We start from the raw sequence: 16711 nt of genomic DNA, 5'->3' as shown, positions 1-16711 counted from the left end.
CTTATGAGCACTTTTCTCGAACTTGGCCTGCCCGCCCCGCTGGTGACCGCACTGGCCGCCCAGGGCGTCACCGAGCCTTTCCCGATCCAGGCGGCGACCCTGCCGCACACCCTCGCCGGGCGCGACGTGCTGGGGCGCGGCCGCACCGGCTCCGGCAAGACGTACGGCTTCGTGCTGCCCGTGCTGGCGCGCCTCGCCGCGGGCCCGACGCGGCGCAAGCCCGGCCGTCCCCGCGCGCTGATCCTGGCGCCGACGCGCGAGCTTGCGACGCAGATCGAGGCCTCGATCCTGCCGCTGGCGAAGCCGCTGGGCCTCAAGACGACGACCATCTTCGGCGGGGTCAGCGCGAACCCGCAGATCACCCGGCTGCGTGACGGCGTCGACATCGTCGTCGCCTGCCCCGGCCGGCTCGCCGACCACATGCGCTCCGGGCACGTGAAACTCGACGCCATCGAGATCACCGTGCTGGACGAGGCCGACCACATGGCCGACCTGGGCTTCCTGCCCGAGGTCCGGCGGATCATGGACCAGACGCCGTCGCGCGGGCAGCGGATGCTGTTCTCCGCGACGCTGGACAACGGCGTCGACGTGCTGGTCAAGCGCTTCATGAACGACCCGATCACGCACAGCGTCGACTCGGCCCAGTCGCCGGTGTCGACGATGGACCACCACGTCCTGCACCTGGAGGAGACCCACCGGCTGCAGGTGCTGGTCGACCTGACCGCCGCGCCGGGCCGCACGCTGGTGTTCACGCGGACCAAGAGCCGCGCGAAGGCACTGACGCGAAAGCTGGTGGCGTCCGGCGTCCCGGCCGTCGAGCTGCACGGCAACCTGGGGCAGAACGCGCGGACGCGCAACCTCGAGGCGTTCTCCTCGGGGACGGCGAAGACGCTGGTGGCCACGGACATCGCGGCCCGCGGCATCCACGTCGACGACGTCCGGCTGGTCATCCACGCCGACCCGCCGGTCGAGCACAAGGCGTACCTGCACCGCTCGGGCCGCACGGCGCGCGCCGGGGCCTCGGGCACGGTCGTGACGCTGATGACCGACGCGCAGGTCCGCGACGTGCGCGACCTCACGCGCAAGGCGGGCATCAAGCCGACGACCACCCAGCTCGGCCCGGGACACCCGCTGCTGGCGGAGCTGGCCCCCGGCGAGCGTTCGTTCACGGCGTCACCGAAGCGGCCTCCGGTGGACAACCGCCCGAAGAAGGTTTCCGCCACGGGCTCGGCCCCGGGTGGCGGCCGCGGCCGCCGGGGAGGCCCCGCCACGCCGAAGGAGAACCGCGGCGGCCAGCGCGCCCGGGCGAACGGTCAGGCGCGCCGCGACGAGCAGCCGCAGCGTTCGGCCGACGCCGGCCGTGGCGGTTCGGGAGCCAACCGCCGATCGGGCGGCGCGGCCGGCGCGGGCAAGACGGGCGGCACCGGGCGCTCGGGCGCCCCGGCGGCGACGGGCAACCGCCGCAGCGGCGCGGCGGCTTTCTCGGCCGGTACTCGCGCGGGCGGTCGACGCCCGCGCTGAGCGGGCTCCGGCACGCAGGACCTGCGAAGGGCCGGATGGGTCAGCCTCTGACCCATCCGGCCCTTCGCCGTTCCAAGCGTAGCCGCAGGCACCGCCACGCGCCGATGATCGGCGCCGCGGAAGCGGCTTCGACATCCAGGCGCGAAACTTCTAGAGCGACGAAGTCAGCCCGCGGGCCCGCAGGACGGCGCGCTCCAGCGGGCGGAACACCGCCAGCTCGATCCCCACGCCGACCAGCAGGATCAGGAAGATCGCCGCGATCACCGTCTCCATGCTGTTGAACGACGAACCCTGGTTCAGGTACGCGCCGAGCCCGACACCCAGCTGGGGCGACAGCGCGATCAGCTCGGCCGCCATCAGCGACCGCCACGAGAACGCCCAGCCCTGCTTCAGCCCGGCCAGGAAACCCGGCAGCGCGGCGGGCAGCAGGATGTGCCGCGCCGAGGACAGCCGGTTCGCGCCCATCACCTGGCCGACGCGCGGCAGGATCGGCGGGATCTGGTCGATGCCGGACACCAGGCCGTTCGCGATCGACGGCACCGAGCCGAGCAGCACCACGAAGTAGATGGCCGCGTCGTTGATCCCGAACCACAGGATCGCCGCCGGCACCCAGGCCACCGACGGCAGGCTCTGCAGCCCGGTCAGCAGCGGCCCGATCGCCGCCCGCACCACGCGGACCTTAGCCACGACCAGGCCCAGCGGGGTGCCGATGAGCACACCGGCGAGGAAGCCGAGCGCGGCGCGGTGCACGGACGTCCAGACGAAGCCGAACACCTGGCCGTCGACGACGATGTCCCAGAACTCGCCCCACACCGCCGCCGGTGACGGCAGCTGCGACTCCGGCCAGAAGGCGGCGGCCCAGAGGATCTGCCAGACGACGATCAGCAGGACCAGCGCGCCCAGCGGAGGCAGGAAGCCCCAAGCGAAGCGTTTCCAGAACCCCGGGCGGCGGTCGCCAACAGGGGCGTCCAGCGAATCCAGTCCGGCGCCGACCGCGTCCAGGTCGACGTCAGCACCGCCGCCCCCGGGGGTCTGGGGGTTCGACCCCCGGGCAGCAGAGTCAAGCTGCGGCATGGGTGCTGATCACCTCACGCAGGTGCCCGGTGATTTCCTCGGTCAGCTCAGCTGCGTCGGCCAGCGGCACGTCCGTCCACTCGCGCACGACCCGGCCGGGCCGTGACGACAGCAGCACCACGCGCTGGCCGAGCCGGACCGCCTCGCGCACGTCGTGCGTCACGAACAGCACGGACGTGCCCGTGCTGCGGTAGACGCGCAGCAGCTCGCCCTGCAGGACGTCGCGGGTGATGGCGTCGAGCGCGGCGAACGGCTCGTCCATCAGCAGGAGCGACTGTTCCGGGTCGCCGCCGACGCGCAGGGTCGCGGCCAGGGCGCGGGCCAGCGCGACGCGCTGCCGCATGCCGCCGGACAGCTCGTGCGGCCGCTTGCCGCCCGCGCCGTTCAGGCGGACCAGGTCCAGCAGCTCGGCGGCCTTTTCGCGGCGCTCGGCCCGGCCGAATCCGGCCAGCCGCAGCGGCAGCTCGACGTTGCGGGCCGCGGTCAGCCACGGCATCAGCGCGGCTTCCTGGAACATCACCGCCGGCCGGGAGGTGTTCAGCGTGATCTCCCCCGCCGACGGCGCGTCCAGCCCGGCGACCAGGTTCAGCAGCGTGCTCTTGCCGCAGCCGGAGGCGCCGAGCAGGCAGACGAACTCGCCGGGCGCGACCGTCAGGTCCACGCCGTCCAGCGCGACGACCGCGCGGCCGGCCGTGCCGAACGTCTTGCGGACGCCGTCGAGCCGGACCGCGGTCGCGCCGGTGAAACTGGACCGGCCGGTCGGGAGGGTCGTGGTCATCGCTGACTGCCTCTCACTTGGTCAGTTCGGGAGCTACGACGGCGGGCAGGTTCTGCGCCTTGAGCACCTCGTTCAGCGGGCCGAAGTCGGCGAAGCCCTTCAGCGCCACTGCCGATTTCACCACGCCGGCCGTCACCGAGTCCTGCGCGAGCTGCGGGAATTCGGCGGCGATGGGGTCGGTGGTCAGCTCGATGCCGGAGAACGCACGGTCCAGGACCGCCGCACTCAGGGTACTGCCGGCCAGCTCCTTGAGTGCGCCGTTGACCACGGTCTTCGCCTCCGCCGGGTTGGCCTTCGCCCAGTCGATCGCGGCCAGCTGGCCCTTGAGGAGCGCGCGGACGGTGTCCGGGTGCTGCTGCAGGAACTCGCTGCGCACGATGACGACGGTGCTCGGGAAGCGGCCGCCCGGCCACAGCGTCTTCTCGTCGACCAGGACCTTCGCGCCGGCGTCGAGGACCAGCCGCGACGCCCACGGCTCGGGCAGCCAGCCGCCGTCGACCTCGCCCTTCTTGAAGGCGTCGAGCGTCTTCGGGTTGTCGAGGTTGGTGATCTTGACCTGGCCGGTCAGCTGCTTGCCGGCGAGAAACTTCTTGAGCGCGACGTCCTGGGTGTTGGCCAGCTGCGGGGTCGCGATGTTCTTGCCCTTGAGCCCCTCGACGCTGGTGATGTCCGGTTTGACGACCAGCTGCGCGCCACCCGAAACGGCGCCGGAGACCAGCTGGATGGCGCCCTTGGACTTGGTGAAGGCGTTGATCGCCGGGCCGGAGCCGATGAAAGCGACGTCGAGGGAGCCGCCCAGCAGGGCGTTGACCTCTTCGGGGCCGGCGTTGAAGGTCTGGGTGGTGAGCTTGGTCGAGCCGAGCTCGTTCTTGAAGAAGTCCTTCTTGACGCCGATCAGCGCGGGCGCGTGCGTGACGTTGGGGAAGAACCCGACCCGGACCTCGCCGGCGGCCCCCTGGTTCGCGGCCGGCGCGGCGCTGCTGTCGGCGCGCGAACAGCCCGCGAGCAGGCCCACGACGGTCAGGGCGGCCAACGCCGAGGCCAGGGTTCTCCGGGAGGTGCGCACGTCAGCATCGCCTTTCGTCGGTGTCGGGGCGAGGTTCGCACGGTCACCCACTCAGGCGCATAGCCATCCGCATCCCGGGAATCCTGGTGAGATTTCTTGACATCGGCGGCCGGGGCGCTTACAGGCCGTCTTCGAAGAAAGTCGCCGGCACGGACAACCGCTCGCGTCACCCGAACGTGGTAAAGGATGACCACCGATTCGGGAGGGAAGACATGACGAGCACCGCACAGCGACGCGGCCAGGGGGCCGCAGGCGTCCGCGTGGCGCTGTTCGTGCTGTTCATCGGGCTGGGCCAGGCGTCGTTCGAGTGGCTCCGGTCACTCGGCATGGACGCGGTGACGGGCGTGGTCGTCTGGGCGATCCCGGTCGTCACCGGGGCGGCGGTGGCCCTGGTGCTGTGGATGGCGTCGGACCGCGCGTTCGCACTGCGCAACTGGCTGCCGGTGGCGGTGAGCATCCCGGTCTACGTGGGCGGCGGCTTCGGCCTGGCCACCGGCACGGCAAGCCTGGTGGCTTCGATCGTCAGCGGCGTGGGCCTGGGCATCGCGGCCGTGGTGGGGGCCGGGCTGTACCGGTCCCACCGGCAGAACGCCGAGGCGCGCCAGTAGGACAGAGTTGTAGCTGCCGTGGTGTCTTGAATGACTCATTCAGGACCTCGGAAGACCTGAATGAGTCATTCAAGACACCACAGCAGCTGCCTTTCGCGTGCTCGCGCAGGCCTCCCACGACCGGACTCAGCGGCGAAGCAGGAGCGAGACGTCGCCGAATTCGTGCCACAGGTACCGCTCCTCCACCGCCGCGTCGTACGCGCGCTGGACCACCTCCGCGCCCGTCACCGCTTGCAGTAACAGCAGGTGGGACGCGTCCGGCGCGTGCAGGCCCGTGATGATGCCGTCCGCCACCCTGGCCGGGCGGTCCGGGCCCAGCACCAGGTTCGTCCAGCCCTCGGCCGCCCGGACCATGCCGTGCGCGGAGGCCGCCGACTCCAGGGCTCGGGCCGCTGTCGTGCCCACCGCTATCACCCGGCCGCCGCGGGCGCGGACCCAGGCGACCAGCGCCGCCGTCGGGGGCGGTACGCGGAACCGCTCCGGCTGGGGTGGCTCGCCCGCCTCCGGGGACGACACCCCGGTGTGCAGCAGCAGCGGCGCGAACAGCACTCCGTCGGTGACCAGGCGTGTCACCAGCTCCGTCGTGAACGGGCGGGCCGCCGAGGGCATCTCCGCGCTGCCCGGCTCGCGGGCGAACACCGTCTGGTAGTCCGCGAGCGGCCACGCCCGGGGGACGTAGCCGTAGCGGATCGGGCGGCCGGCCGCCGCCAGGAACCCCGGGACCGGTCCCTCGACCGCCACCTCCGCCCGCCACAGCCGCCGGTCCCCCGGGGCGGCCGGCGCCAGCAACGTCAGTGACGCGCCCCTGGGCAGCTCCAGGTGCTCCCCCGGCCGGCCGTCGAGCAGCGGGCCGCCCGGGGCGCGCAGCTCGACCACCCACGAACCGTCGTCGAGTGACGTCGAGAAGTGGACGACGACCGGACGTCCGCCGCGGATGGCGTCGACCGCCGCCGGGAGGGTTCCGGACGTGTTGACCACCAGCAGGTCACCCGGCCGCAGGTGCTCGCCCAGCGAAGCGAACACCGTGTGGTGCACGCCCGACGGCGAGGCGACCAGCAGGCGGACTTCGTCGCGCGCCAGGCCGCGAGCTTCCGGCGGCGCCGACGCCGACAGCTCGTCCGGCAGCTCGAACCGGACGTTCATCCCGCCGCCAGGAGGTCGGCCGCGCGATAGCGGCCGCTGGGTGGGCGCTCGTCGAGCAGCCTGAGGAACGCCGGGACCGCGGACGACGGCAGCGGCCGGTCCGAGATGTCCTCGCCGGGGAACGCGCGCTGGTGCATCGCCGTGCGCAGGTCGCCCGGGTCGACCGCGTACACGGCCAGGTCCGGCTGTTCCACGCCGAGGACGGCGGTGAGCTGGTCTAGCGCCGCCTTCGCGGAGCCGTAGCCGCCCCAGCCTTCGTACGGCTCGACGGCGGCGTCCGAGCTGATGCCGATCACGATGCCCCGCGCCGCCGTCAAGGCGGGCAGCAGCAGCTGGGTCAGCGCGAGCGGCGCGAAGACGTTCACGCGGTAGACGTTTTCCAGCTCCGCCAAGGGATACCGCGCCAGCGGCGGCAGCGGGCTGACGCCGAGCGAGCTGGCGTTGTTGACGAGCAGGTCGAGCTCGGCGCCGGCGACAGCAGCCAGTGCGGCGCGGTGGGCCGGGTCGGCGACGTCGCCGGAGACGGCGGTGAAGCCGATCTCGCGAGCCGCCGAATCCAGCGCGGCCGCGTCCCGGCCGTCGCCGACGACCGTCCACTGGCGACTCACCAGGGCCGCCGCGAGCGCGCGGCCCAGACCGGCGGACGCCCCGGTGATCAGTGCGGTGGGCATGGTTCCTCCTTCGAGGGGTACCACACCATCGTGAAACCTCTACATTACTCGAGGTCAACCGGAGACCGGCCGCGAAGCAGGAAATACGCTGCCGGCGAAACGACGAGCCCGACGTAGTACGCGAGGTCGGCGCCGTGCAGGGCCGCGGCGACCGGTCCGGTGTAGAGGGACGTGTTCATGAACGGCACCGCCGCGCCGAAGCCAGCCACGAACGCCACCACCGCCGCCCAGGGGCGGACGGGGACCGAAGCCAGGACGTCCACCCGGCGCCCGCCGCGGGTCCGCGCGAGCCAGTCCGGGACGACGACGCCGAGGAACGGCGGGATCCAGTAGCTGACGAACAGGAGCACGTTCTGGAACTTCGCCGCGAGCTCGCCGCTGTGCATCCAGAGGATCAGCGCGAACGCGAGCACGGTGACGACCACCGCCGACACCGGGCGCCGCAGCCGGACGCCCACGGTCTGCAGGGCCAGCGAGCCGCTGTAGTCGTTCATCGCGTTCGACGACACCGCCGCCAGCGCGATCACCGCCAGCGCCAGCGCACCCAGGAACCCGCCGCCGAGCAGGTCCGCGACGCCCTTCGCCGTCTGGTCGCCCAGCGACGTCCCCAACGCGAGCCCGAGACCTTCGCCGATCGCGTACGACGCCGTCAGCCCGAGCAGCGTCGCCCAGAAGACCGACCGCGACGACGTCCGGTGCGGCAGGTAGCGGCTGAAGTCCGACGCGTAGGGCGCCCACGAGATCGCCAGCGACAACGTGATCGTCGTGAACAGCACGACGCCGCCCGCCAGGTCGGCGCCGGACGCGGTGTCCGCGGTGGCGATCGGGTGTCCGGAAAGGACTTTCACCGCCAGCGCGGCGAACGCGAGCACCAGCAGCACGCTCATCACCGCCTGGACGCGGTGGATCAGGGCGTAGCCGAAGACGCCGAGGGCGCACTGCAGCACCAGCACGATCAGCACCGCCACCCAGAACGGCAGCCCGGTCAGCTCCGCGAGGGCCTCGCCGCCGAACAGGCCGACCAGCGCGTCCCAGGCGATCGAGCCGAGCCACTGCACCAGCCCCGGCAGCACCACCCCGCCGCCGAACGGCAGCCGGGCGAGCGGCAGCTGCCCGGTGCCGGTGCGCGGGCCCCAGGTGGACAGGTACGCGACCGGCAGCGAGCCGAGGACAGTGCCGGCGAGCATCGCGGCCAGCCCCGTCCAGAAGCCCAGGCCGAGCGTCGCGGCGAGGGTGCCGGTGAACACGGCCGTCATCGTCAGGTTGGGCGCGAACCACACGCTGAACAGCCGCCACGGACGCCCGAAGCGGTTGTCCTCCGGGACCGGCCTGATGCCGTGGGTTTCGATCGCCAGATCCCGCCCGCCGGTGGGCATCCGCCCGCCGAAGACCTCGGCGTCCAGACCGCGTCCGCTCATGTCCTGCCTCCCGTCCGAACCCTGTTCACCCTAAAGCGCGGCCGCCCGGTGTAACGCGACGGCCCGAACGGGCGAATCATGGTTAGCCGTTGCCGGAACGCCGCCCGATCCCGCCAGGTGCCACCCGGCTGCCCGAGCGCGCGTCCGCGAAGCACACCGGGAGGGGTTGCGTGGTTGCGGTGCAGCACCCCCGGACACTCGTGATGACCGGCCTGCTGACCGCCGGTTTCGCGCTCGGCGTCACCGCGCTGACGCTGAAGGCGGCCGAGGGCACCCACTCCGCGCTCGACACCGCGCTCAGCACCACGACCGGGTTCCTGTTCCTGCTCGCGGGCGCGGTCGCGCACGTGCGACGGCCGGCGAACCCGATCGGCGTGCTCATCGCGCTCGTCGGCCTCGCGCTGTTCCTCGAAGACCTGCAGTTCACGCGGAACCCGCTGCTGTACACGATCGCCGTACCGCTGCGCGCCGCGTCCAGCCCGGTGATCGCGCACCTCGTGCTCGCGTTCCCGCACGGACGGCTCCGGTCGCGGTGGGAACGCCTGCTCGTGGCCGCGGCCTACCTGGTGGTACTCGGCTCGGGCGTGGCCGGCCTGCTGGCCGACGACGACCCGCGCAACCTGGTGGCGATCTCGTCCGCCGCGGCCGATGGCGCCTTCGCCCACCGCGTGCTGGACTTCGTCGCGACGGCGACCAGCGCCGGTGTGGTCGTCGTGCTGCTCTACCGGTGGCTGACCGGGCGGCTGCCGCAGCGGCGGCTGCTGTCGCCGGTGATCGCCATCGCGTTGTCCGGCGCGCTGACGTCCGGCGTGGGCACGGCACTCGGCGACGGGAACCCGCTTTCCGAGCCGCTGCTGCAGGCGTACCGGATCCTGTTCTGCCTGTGGCCCCTGGCGTTCCTGTTCGGGGTGCTGCGCGCCCGGGTCGGCAACGCCGAGATGCTCCGGCTGCTGCTGGAACGCGACGGCACCGGGCTGGCCGCGCTGGTGCAGGACGACGAGGTGTGGAAGGACAGCCGGTCGATCGACGCGCTCGACGCCGCGGCCGGGCTGGTGCTGGACAACCAGCGGCTCACCGCCGAGCTGGAGCAGCGGCTGGCCGAGGTGCGGGCGTCGCGGGCGCGGCTGGTCGCGGCGGGCGACGAGGAGCGCCGCCGTCTGGAGCGGGACCTGCACGACGGCGCCCAGCAGCGGCTGGTCAGCGTCGTGCTGCTGCTGCGGCTGGCGGACCGCCGGTACGGCGCCGAGCTGCCCACCGAGGTCCGGGCCCTGATCGGCGGCGCGGTCGACGAGCTGCAGACGGCGATCACCGAACTGCGGGAGCTGGCGCGCGGCATCCGGCCGGCGATCCTCACCGAAGCGGGCCTGGCCGCGGCGGTCCGGTCGCTGGCCGCCCGCATCCCGATGGAGGTGGGGCTGTCGGTCGGCACCGTGCCGCGCCTCGACGCGGCGGTGGAGGCGACGGCGTACTTCGTGACGTCGGAGGCGTTGACGAACGCCCTCAAGCACGCCCAGACCGACCGCGTCGACGTCCGGATCGCGGTGGCGGGCGCCGAGCTGCGGGTGGAGGTGACGGACCGGGGCGCGGGCGGCGCGGACGTCGAGGGCGGCACGGGACTCGCCGGGCTGCGCGACCGGGTCCAGGCCCTCGGCGGCGAGCTCGGGGTGCGAAGCGGCCCGGACGGCACCACCGTGTGCGCGGTGATCCCCCTGGCCGGAAAGCCGTGAAGGCCACCTTCAGGAACTTGTAGTTCCTGAAGGTGGCCTTCACGGACTTGGGACTACTTGGGACTAGACGAGCAGCAGGAACAGCCAGCCGTTGGGCGTGCCGAGGCCGGTCACGTCGTCGTAGCCGGGGGTGGTGTGGATGGTCAGGCCCTGGTAGTCCAGGGTGCGGACCGAGTGGAGCAGGCCGGCCGAAGCGTCGACGGCGTTCGCGTAGTCGACACGAGCCACGGCGGCGTCCACGTGCTTCACGTCGCTGATCGCCGGGGTACGGGAGGTCAGCTTGTAGATCACGGGGTTGATGAAGCCGTGGTGGAAGTGGTCGAAGCTGTCGGCCACCGCCATGATGCCGGCGAACACCGGCGACGCGAGGCTCGTGCCGCCGATCCGGTACTGGTCGTAGTAGGCGCCGTCCGGGAAGGTCTGCGTCTGGCCGACCAGGAAGCCGGTGTTCGGGTCGCCGACCGCGGAGATGTCCGGGACGACGCGGCCCTTGTTGTTGCCGGTCTGGTTCTTCTTCGCCAGCGCGTCCGGCACGACGCCCTTCTGGTAGAAGGGCTGCGGGAACAGCCGGCTCGTGCCACCACCGGAACCGCTGGTGTAGTTGGCCGGGCCGTAGACGCCGTTGGTCAGCAGCGACTTGCTGGTCTCCCAGCCGGTCTCGAAGATCCGCTTGCCGTCCTTGCCGATCGCGATGGACGTGCCGCCGACCGCGGTGATCCACGGCGCGGAGGCGGAGAAGTCCGGCGACGGCGTGCCGAGGCGCGCGACCTCGTCACCGTTGTCGCCCGAGGAGAAGTAGACGCCGATGCCTTCGAGCACCGCCTGCAGCGAGATCTGGTTGAACACCTTGACCTCGTCGGCCGGGATGTCCTCGCCGGTGTCGCCGTAGGAGTTCGACACGATGTCGGCCTTGTGGCCGGCGATCACGTAGTTCAGCGCCACGTCGAGGGCGTTGTCCTCGCAGGACTCCCCGCCGACGTACAGGATGTCGGCGCCCGGCGCGAGACCGTGGGCGGCCTCGACGTCGAGGGTCTCCTCGCCGTACCAGCCCGCCGCGTCGCACTGGTCCGGCGGCTCGAGGACCGGGTTCGCCGGGAAGACGTGCTGCTTGAACTGGCTCTGCTTCAGCGGGTGCTGCGGGTCGTTCTTCTTCGCGTACGTGCTCGCGTCCGAGTAGATGGTCGGCGAGGCGAACGCGTCCACGATGGCGATCGTGGTGCCCTTGCCGTCGGCGCCGACCTTGTCGACGCCGTAGGCCGAACGCAGCTGCGCCGGGGTGTAGCCGCAGGGCGCGTACGGCAGCTGCTTGCCGTTGTAGGCGGGATCGGTGGTGTCGATCTTCTCGCCGTAGTAGGCACTGCACGGCCGCGCGTTGCGGAACCCGGGGCCGGGCGGGACGTCCGACGGCGTACCCGAGCCGGTCGCGTGGTCCGGCTTGAACAGGTTGGTCGCCTGGTCGACGCCGACGACGCCGAGCACGTCGCCGGCCAGGTTCGCGGGCACCGACAGGTTCTTGTCGGCGGCACGCAGCGTCTGGCCCTTGACCCGGTACTTGCCCAGGTCGACGGCGAACGCCTGCTCCGTCTGGCCGGCGGTGCCGGTGGCTTCGACGTAGGCGCGGTTCGACGGCACCTCGCCGATGCTGAAGCCGTTGCCGGTCAGCCACGACTTCACGGCGTTCACGGTCGCGTCACTGGCGGCGAACCGGTCACGCACCTGATCGGGGTTCAGGAATTGCCGGTAGGTCGGGCTGTCCGGGTCGGAAACGGCCTGGGCCAGCGCCTCGGCACCGGCGTTGTCGCGCTGGTTCAGGTAAACCCGGAAGCTCAGCTTCGCCGCGGGCGCGGTGTCGGCGACCTTCGCCTGCGCGTTCGCCCACAACGGGTGCGACTGCGGAATGTCCTGACGCCCCTGCGCCGACGCCGTCGCCGGCAGGGCGGCGGTGAGGCCACCCACCACCGCGAGCGAAAGGAGCAGGGTGGAGCTTCTTCGCACAGAAATCTCCCTCTCGAATGCGGCCCCCAGAAAACGGGCCTGGAACACCGGGTGAGACTAGAACGGCGTTCCGCTCGCGGGGAAGTACTTGCGGAACCGTTATCTCGACGCATATTCACCGGTGGTACGGAAATCCGGTTTGTCACACGGAAAATGCGAGGAATAATCCTCGATGTACGATACGTCCGGTTCGCTCCCGTATTGCGGAACAAGCGAGACCGGCCGACGCCACCTACGAAAGTCGGTCGCTCCGTCCACTCGGGACAGTCGGAACAGTGACCCCAGCCAGGCGGCTGTCCACGGCGGCCGGCGCGAACACCGCCTCCACCACCATGGTGACCGCCCCGCCGATCGCTTCGCCGCGGCCGCCGATTTCGACGCGCAGGCTCTGCGTCGCGCGCGGCAGCGCCCGCCGGTAGAGCACCTCGCGGACGCCGGCCACGAAGTGCGGCTCGGCGAGGTCGCCGGCGATCACCAGCACCCCGGGGTTGACCACGCAGACCAGGGTGGCGAGCACCTCCCCCACCTCGCGGCCGGCGAACTCGGCGAGCCGCACCGCGGCCGGTTCGCCGGCCACGATGCGGTCGCGGACCCCCGAGCCCGACGTCGTCGGCAGGCCCAGCTCCGTCAGGCGCGCGGCCAGCGCGCCACCGCCGGCGACGGCCGCGAGGCAGCCGAGCGAACCGCACGCGCAGCGGGCTTCGGGATACCCGGGCAGCCGGATGTGCCCGATGTCGCCCGCCCCGCCGTCGACACCGCGGTACACCTCGCCGCCGAGGACCAGCCCGGCGCCGATCCCGGTGGACACCTTGACCACGACCAGCGCGGCCGTGTCCGGGTACCGGGCACGGTGCTCGCCGAGCGCCATCAGGTTCGCGTCGTTGTCGGCCAGCACCGGGACGCCGAAGCGGGCGCCGAGGTGAGCGTCGATCGCGTAGCCGTCCCAGCCGGGCATGATCGGCGGCTGCTTGACGCGGTTGCCCTCGACCGGGCCCGGCACGGAGACGCCCACGCCGCAGACCGGCCGGTCTGCCTCGGCCAGCATCGCCGCGAACCACTCCGCGATCCGGCCGAGCACGGGCTCCGGGCCGTCGGCGACGCGCAGGGCGCCCGCGCGGTGCGCCAGCCGCCGTCCCGCCAGGTCGGTGAGCGCGGCCTCGGCGTGCGTCGTGTCGATGCTCGCGGCGAGGACCACGGCGTGCCGGTCGTCGAACCGCAGCTGCCGCGCGGGACGGCCGCCGGTCGAGTCCTCCTGGCCTCCCTCGGCGAGCAGGCCCGCCGACTGGAGCTGCTCGAGACGCGCGGTCAGCGTCGAGCGCGACAGCCCGCTGCGCGTCTGGAGCGCCTTCCGCGTGGTCGCCTCACCCGTACGGACCAGTCGCAGCAGCTCCCCGGCACTGGTCGGCGTCGTCATCCAGCCTCTTTTGCTCATTGACAAGACATAAGTTGGAGATAGATTGGACATATGAACGTAACATGGGGGCGCGCCGCCGACGTCCTGGCGGGCAACTGGCTCGGCTCGTCGACCGTGCCTTCGCGGGGGCTCTACCCCCACCAGTGGAGCTGGGACTCCGCCTTCATCGCGTTCGGCCTGCGCCACCTGGCCCCCGAGCGCGCGCGGCGTGAGCTGCTGACCCTGTTCTCCGCCCAGTGGCGCGACGGCCGCGTGCCGCACATCCTCTTCAACCCGGACACCCCGCCCGAGGCGTACTTCCCCGGCCCGTCCTTCTGGCACGCCGGACGGACGTCGGGCCTCATCCAGCCGCCGGTGCACGCACGGGCGGTGCTGGCCGTGCACGAGGCCGAACCCGACCACGTGTTCCTCGCGACGCTGTACCCGAAGCTGCGGGCCTGGCACGAGTACCTGCGGACCCAGCGCGACGCGGGCGGGCGCGGGCTCGTGGCGATCGTGCACCCGTGGGAGTCGGGGATGGACAACAGCCCGGCGTGGGACGGGCCGCTGTCGGCCGTCACGCCGTCGACCGGGTTCGTCCGCCGCGACCTGCAGCACGGCGCCGCCGCGGACCGGCCGAGCGACGACGACTACGGCCGGTACGTGCGGCTCGCCGCGGACTACCGGGACAGCGGCTACCGGGACTTCGGCGATTTCGTCGTGGAGGACCCGGGCTTCAACGCCTTGCTGGCCGACGCCGAGCTGGCGCTGGCCGAGATCGCCGCGATCCTCGGCCTGCCGGCGGCCGCCGCCGCCCATCGCGAGGCCGCGGCACGCGTCGCGAAGGCGTTGCAGGACACGTTGTGGGACAGCACTTCCGGCTGGTTCTTCGCCCGGAACGTCCGGACCGGCGCGCTGACCCCCGAGTACACGTGCGCGGGCCTGCTGCCGCTGGTGCTGCCGGACCTGGCGGTCGCCCCCGCCCTGCTGGCGACGGCGACCGGCCCGCGCTTCCGGCTCGGCCGGGTGCACGGCGTCCCGAGCTACGACCTGACGGCCCCGGACTTCGACCCGGGCCGCTACTGGCGCGGGCCGTCGTGGTTCAACGTCGGCTGGCTGGTCCGCCAGGGCCTGCTGCGGCACGGCGAGCACGCCCTCGCCTCACGGCTGGCGGACGACCTCGCCGACACAGCGGCCCGGACGGACTTCGCCGAGTACTGCGACCCGCTGACCGGCGCCGGCCACGGCACGCGGTCCTTCAGCTGGACCGCGGCCCTGACCGTCGACCTCCTCGCTCAGCCGGCCGCGGTCGCGTAGTCCGAACCCAGCCAGGTCTCGTCGATCCGCAGGCGCTTGTACCGCGAGCTGTCGCTCGAGGCCGCGTACGTGCTGGTCACCTGCAGCCGGACGTACCGGGCCGTCACCGCGGAGAGGTCGGCGAACTGGACGCCGCGGTGGCTCGGCAGCGTCCCGGACTTCACCGCGCTGCCCCAGTCCTTGCCGTCGCTGGAGACGAACACCTTGTACGCCTTGATCCGCGCGGACTGCTCGGAGTCCGACCGGGCGTAGCTGACCGAGTCCTCGCGCTGGTTGATCCCGACGTACTGCACCTTCTTCGCCGAGCCGAGGTCGAAGTCGAGGTTGACCGGCAGGGTCTTGCCGTTGTCGAAGTAGGTGAGGTAGTCGCCGTCGCTGGCGGACTGTCCACCGTGGCCACTCGCCGACGCGCTCGCCTTGAGCGTCACGGTCTTCGGGTCGTAGGTGCCGGTACGGCCCGACGTCTCCACCTTGAACACCGTGTCGTAGGTGTCCCAGCCGGACAGCCCGGTCAGGGTCAGGCTGCCGCCGCCCTGGCTGAAGGCGATCGCCGCGCCGGTGCGGAGGTTCGTCACCCGGCGGACGCGGTAGCCGTTGTCGCGGATCTTCAGCGTCGACGTCGACGGTTTGGTCAGGACGTGGACGTACTGCGATTCGCCCTTGATGGTGATGACGCCGTGCGCGCCGTCGTTCCAGAAGCCCGGCTGCATGCCGCCGTACATGTACCCGGCGCCTTCGGTGCCGCCGAGGGACTCCCAGATCGCGTCCAGGTAGGTGTTCGCGAAGTTGTTGAACGCTTCCTGGTTCGACGGGAACTTCCCGTTCACCATCGCCGTCTCGGCCATCAGGGACTTGATCGACGAGCCCGAGTTGGTCACCAGACGTCCGATGTTGAGCATCTTGTTCACCGACGAGTTGGAGCCGCCGTACCACCACGAGCCGCTGTCGGGGAGCTTGAAGCACGCCTCGGTGAGCCGCGGCATCGCCGTGTACGTCGCCTGCGGGTAGTCGTAGGACGGGGACATGCCGGTCTTCTGCTCGTTGCTGATCGTGTCCATGATCGGCGTGTCTTCGTTGTTGTTGCTCAGCAGATAGTCCGGCCGCTGCTGGTAGATCTGCTGGTAGAGGTCGTGGGACTCCCAGTAGGCGTTGTCGTTGTCGATCCAGAACCCGCCGAGGTCGGGGTAGTTCTTCATGACCTCGAAGAAGTTGTCGTAGCTGAACTGGCCGAAGCCGCTCTGGCTGTCGAGGTCGACGTCCTTGCCCTTGTACTTGGAGTAGCCGGACGAGTCGAGCCACTCGTGGCCGCCCTCGTCGTGCCACTGGGCGTCGTTGGTCATGTAGAGGATGACCTTGAGGCCCTGGGGTTTCGCCGCGGCGATCAGCTCGCCGAGGAAGTCCCGCTTGGTGGTACAGCTGCCGGGGATCTTCGACGGCCAGGCCCGCGAGTAGCCCAGGCGGCTGTGGAAGGAGGCGAGCACGAGGTACGACGCGTGCAGCTTCTTGGCCTCGTTGACCCAGTAGGCGGGACTCCACCCGCCGTCGGTGATCGCCTTCTCCCAGGCGCTGCAACTGGTGTAGCCGGGTGACGTGCGCATGCCCCAGTGCAGGAACAACCCGGCCTGGCTGTCGCGCAGCCACTGCTGGGAGGGCTTCTGCAGGTCGGCCGACGCCGGTGCGGCGACGAGCCCGGACACCACCAGCATCGACGCCGCGGCGACGAGCACCCGGCGCAGGAACTTGGCTGACATGAACGACCTCCAGTGGTCTGGTCCACTCGGTGGTGTACTCCTGCCGTCGCGGCCCGGTCAAGACTTAGATCCGACCTTTCCGCCGCGTTTCGCTGGCCGGTACATCGAAGGGGCCGCCATTCGGGTTAAATATCTGATATATGAGACGAGAGATCCGATCTCTCTTGACTGCGGGTCGGCGGGGCGAGTAGATGTTCTCCCCAGAGAGCGCTTTCGCTCCAAGACCATCGCTCCGGCGACACGGGTAGC

General features: G+C 71.5%; 13 protein-coding genes. 4 read left to right on the top strand and 9 right to left on the bottom strand.

All coding sequences use genetic code 11. The features are described 5' to 3' along the window. Positions 1-3 precede the first annotated feature (3 nt). Entirely contained in the window at positions 4-1521 is a 1518-nt protein-coding gene (locus tag A3CE_RS0131350; protein WP_020644060.1) for a DEAD/DEAH box helicase, read from the top strand. 150 nt (positions 1522-1671) lie between these two features. Here the strand turns inward: A3CE_RS0131350 and A3CE_RS0131345 are convergent, their stop codons facing one another. The 3 genes from A3CE_RS0131345 to A3CE_RS0131335 are packed head-to-tail and all read right to left on the bottom strand — an operon-like array spanning position 1672 to position 4439. Further along, complete coding sequence (locus A3CE_RS0131345) at positions 1672-2595, bottom strand: ABC transporter permease (protein ID WP_020644059.1); 924 nt, start codon at positions 2593-2595, stop codon at positions 1672-1674. Next, positions 2582-3373 (bottom strand): ABC transporter ATP-binding protein, encoded by a 792-nt coding sequence (locus A3CE_RS0131340; RefSeq protein ID WP_020644058.1) that lies wholly within the window; start codon positions 3371-3373, stop codon positions 2582-2584. The genes A3CE_RS0131345 and A3CE_RS0131340 overlap by 14 nt, the downstream gene beginning before the upstream one ends. 13 nt (positions 3374-3386) lie before the next feature. Then, on the bottom strand, positions 3387-4439 hold the full coding sequence (locus A3CE_RS0131335) for an ABC transporter substrate-binding protein (protein WP_020644057.1): 1053 nt from the start codon (positions 4437-4439) through the stop codon (positions 3387-3389). A gap of 212 nt (positions 4440-4651) precedes the next feature. Between A3CE_RS0131335 and A3CE_RS0131330 the strand changes: the two genes are divergently transcribed. Next, the gene (locus A3CE_RS0131330) at positions 4652-5047 is read left to right on the top strand and encodes a hypothetical protein (RefSeq protein WP_020644056.1); all 396 of its coding nucleotides are present in this window, start codon (positions 4652-4654) and stop codon (positions 5045-5047) included. Positions 5048-5173: 126 nt separating this feature from the next. Here the strand turns inward: A3CE_RS0131330 and A3CE_RS0131325 are convergent, their stop codons facing one another. From A3CE_RS0131325 to A3CE_RS0131315, 3 genes are read right to left on the bottom strand one after another with little or no spacing between them, the layout of a single operon-like run. Next, complete coding sequence (locus tag A3CE_RS0131325) at positions 5174-6190, bottom strand: S-adenosylmethionine:tRNA ribosyltransferase-isomerase (protein WP_020644055.1); 1017 nt, start codon at positions 6188-6190, stop codon at positions 5174-5176. Continuing rightward, entirely contained in the window at positions 6187-6861 is a 675-nt protein-coding gene (locus A3CE_RS0131320) for an SDR family NAD(P)-dependent oxidoreductase (RefSeq protein ID WP_020644054.1), read from the bottom strand. The genes A3CE_RS0131325 and A3CE_RS0131320 overlap by 4 nt, the downstream gene beginning before the upstream one ends. 44 nt (positions 6862-6905) lie before the next feature. Further along, positions 6906-8279 carry a purine-cytosine permease family protein gene (locus A3CE_RS0131315; protein ID WP_020644053.1) on the bottom strand — a complete coding sequence of 458 codons (1374 nt, stop codon included), beginning with the start codon at positions 8277-8279 and terminating at the stop codon, positions 6906-6908. 203 nt (positions 8280-8482) lie between these two features. Between A3CE_RS0131315 and A3CE_RS0131310 the strand changes: the two genes are divergently transcribed. Beyond that, positions 8483-10006, top strand: a complete 1524-nt coding sequence (locus A3CE_RS0131310; RefSeq protein WP_020644052.1) for a sensor histidine kinase — start codon at positions 8483-8485, stop codon at positions 10004-10006. Positions 10007-10069: 63 nt separating this feature from the next. Here A3CE_RS0131310 and A3CE_RS0131305 read toward each other — a convergent pair whose 3' ends face one another. Continuing rightward, on the bottom strand, positions 10070-12001 hold the full coding sequence (locus A3CE_RS0131305; RefSeq protein ID WP_020644051.1) for a S53 family peptidase: 1932 nt from the start codon (positions 11999-12001) through the stop codon (positions 10070-10072). Between the two features lie 232 nt (positions 12002-12233). Continuing rightward, positions 12234-13415 carry an ROK family transcriptional regulator gene (locus A3CE_RS51915; protein ID WP_020644050.1) on the bottom strand — a complete coding sequence of 394 codons (1182 nt, stop codon included), beginning with the start codon at positions 13413-13415 and terminating at the stop codon, positions 12234-12236. Positions 13416-13466: 51 nt separating this feature from the next. Between A3CE_RS51915 and A3CE_RS0131295 the strand changes: the two genes are divergently transcribed. Beyond that, positions 13467-14711, top strand: a complete 1245-nt coding sequence (locus A3CE_RS0131295; protein ID WP_020644049.1) for an MGH1-like glycoside hydrolase domain-containing protein — start codon at positions 13467-13469, stop codon at positions 14709-14711. On the opposite strand, the gene A3CE_RS0131290 is transcribed toward A3CE_RS0131295, so the two are convergent. Further along, positions 14690-16462 (bottom strand): discoidin domain-containing protein, encoded by a 1773-nt coding sequence (locus tag A3CE_RS0131290; RefSeq protein WP_020644048.1) that lies wholly within the window; start codon positions 16460-16462, stop codon positions 14690-14692. The two genes, A3CE_RS0131295 and A3CE_RS0131290, sit on opposite strands and share 22 nt — an antisense overlap. Positions 16463-16711 lie beyond the last annotated feature (249 nt).

The organism is Amycolatopsis balhimycina FH 1894, assembly GCF_000384295.1.
Classification (GTDB): domain Bacteria; phylum Actinomycetota; class Actinomycetes; order Mycobacteriales; family Pseudonocardiaceae; genus Amycolatopsis; species Amycolatopsis balhimycina.
This window is presented reverse-complemented; position numbering and strand designations above follow the sequence as displayed.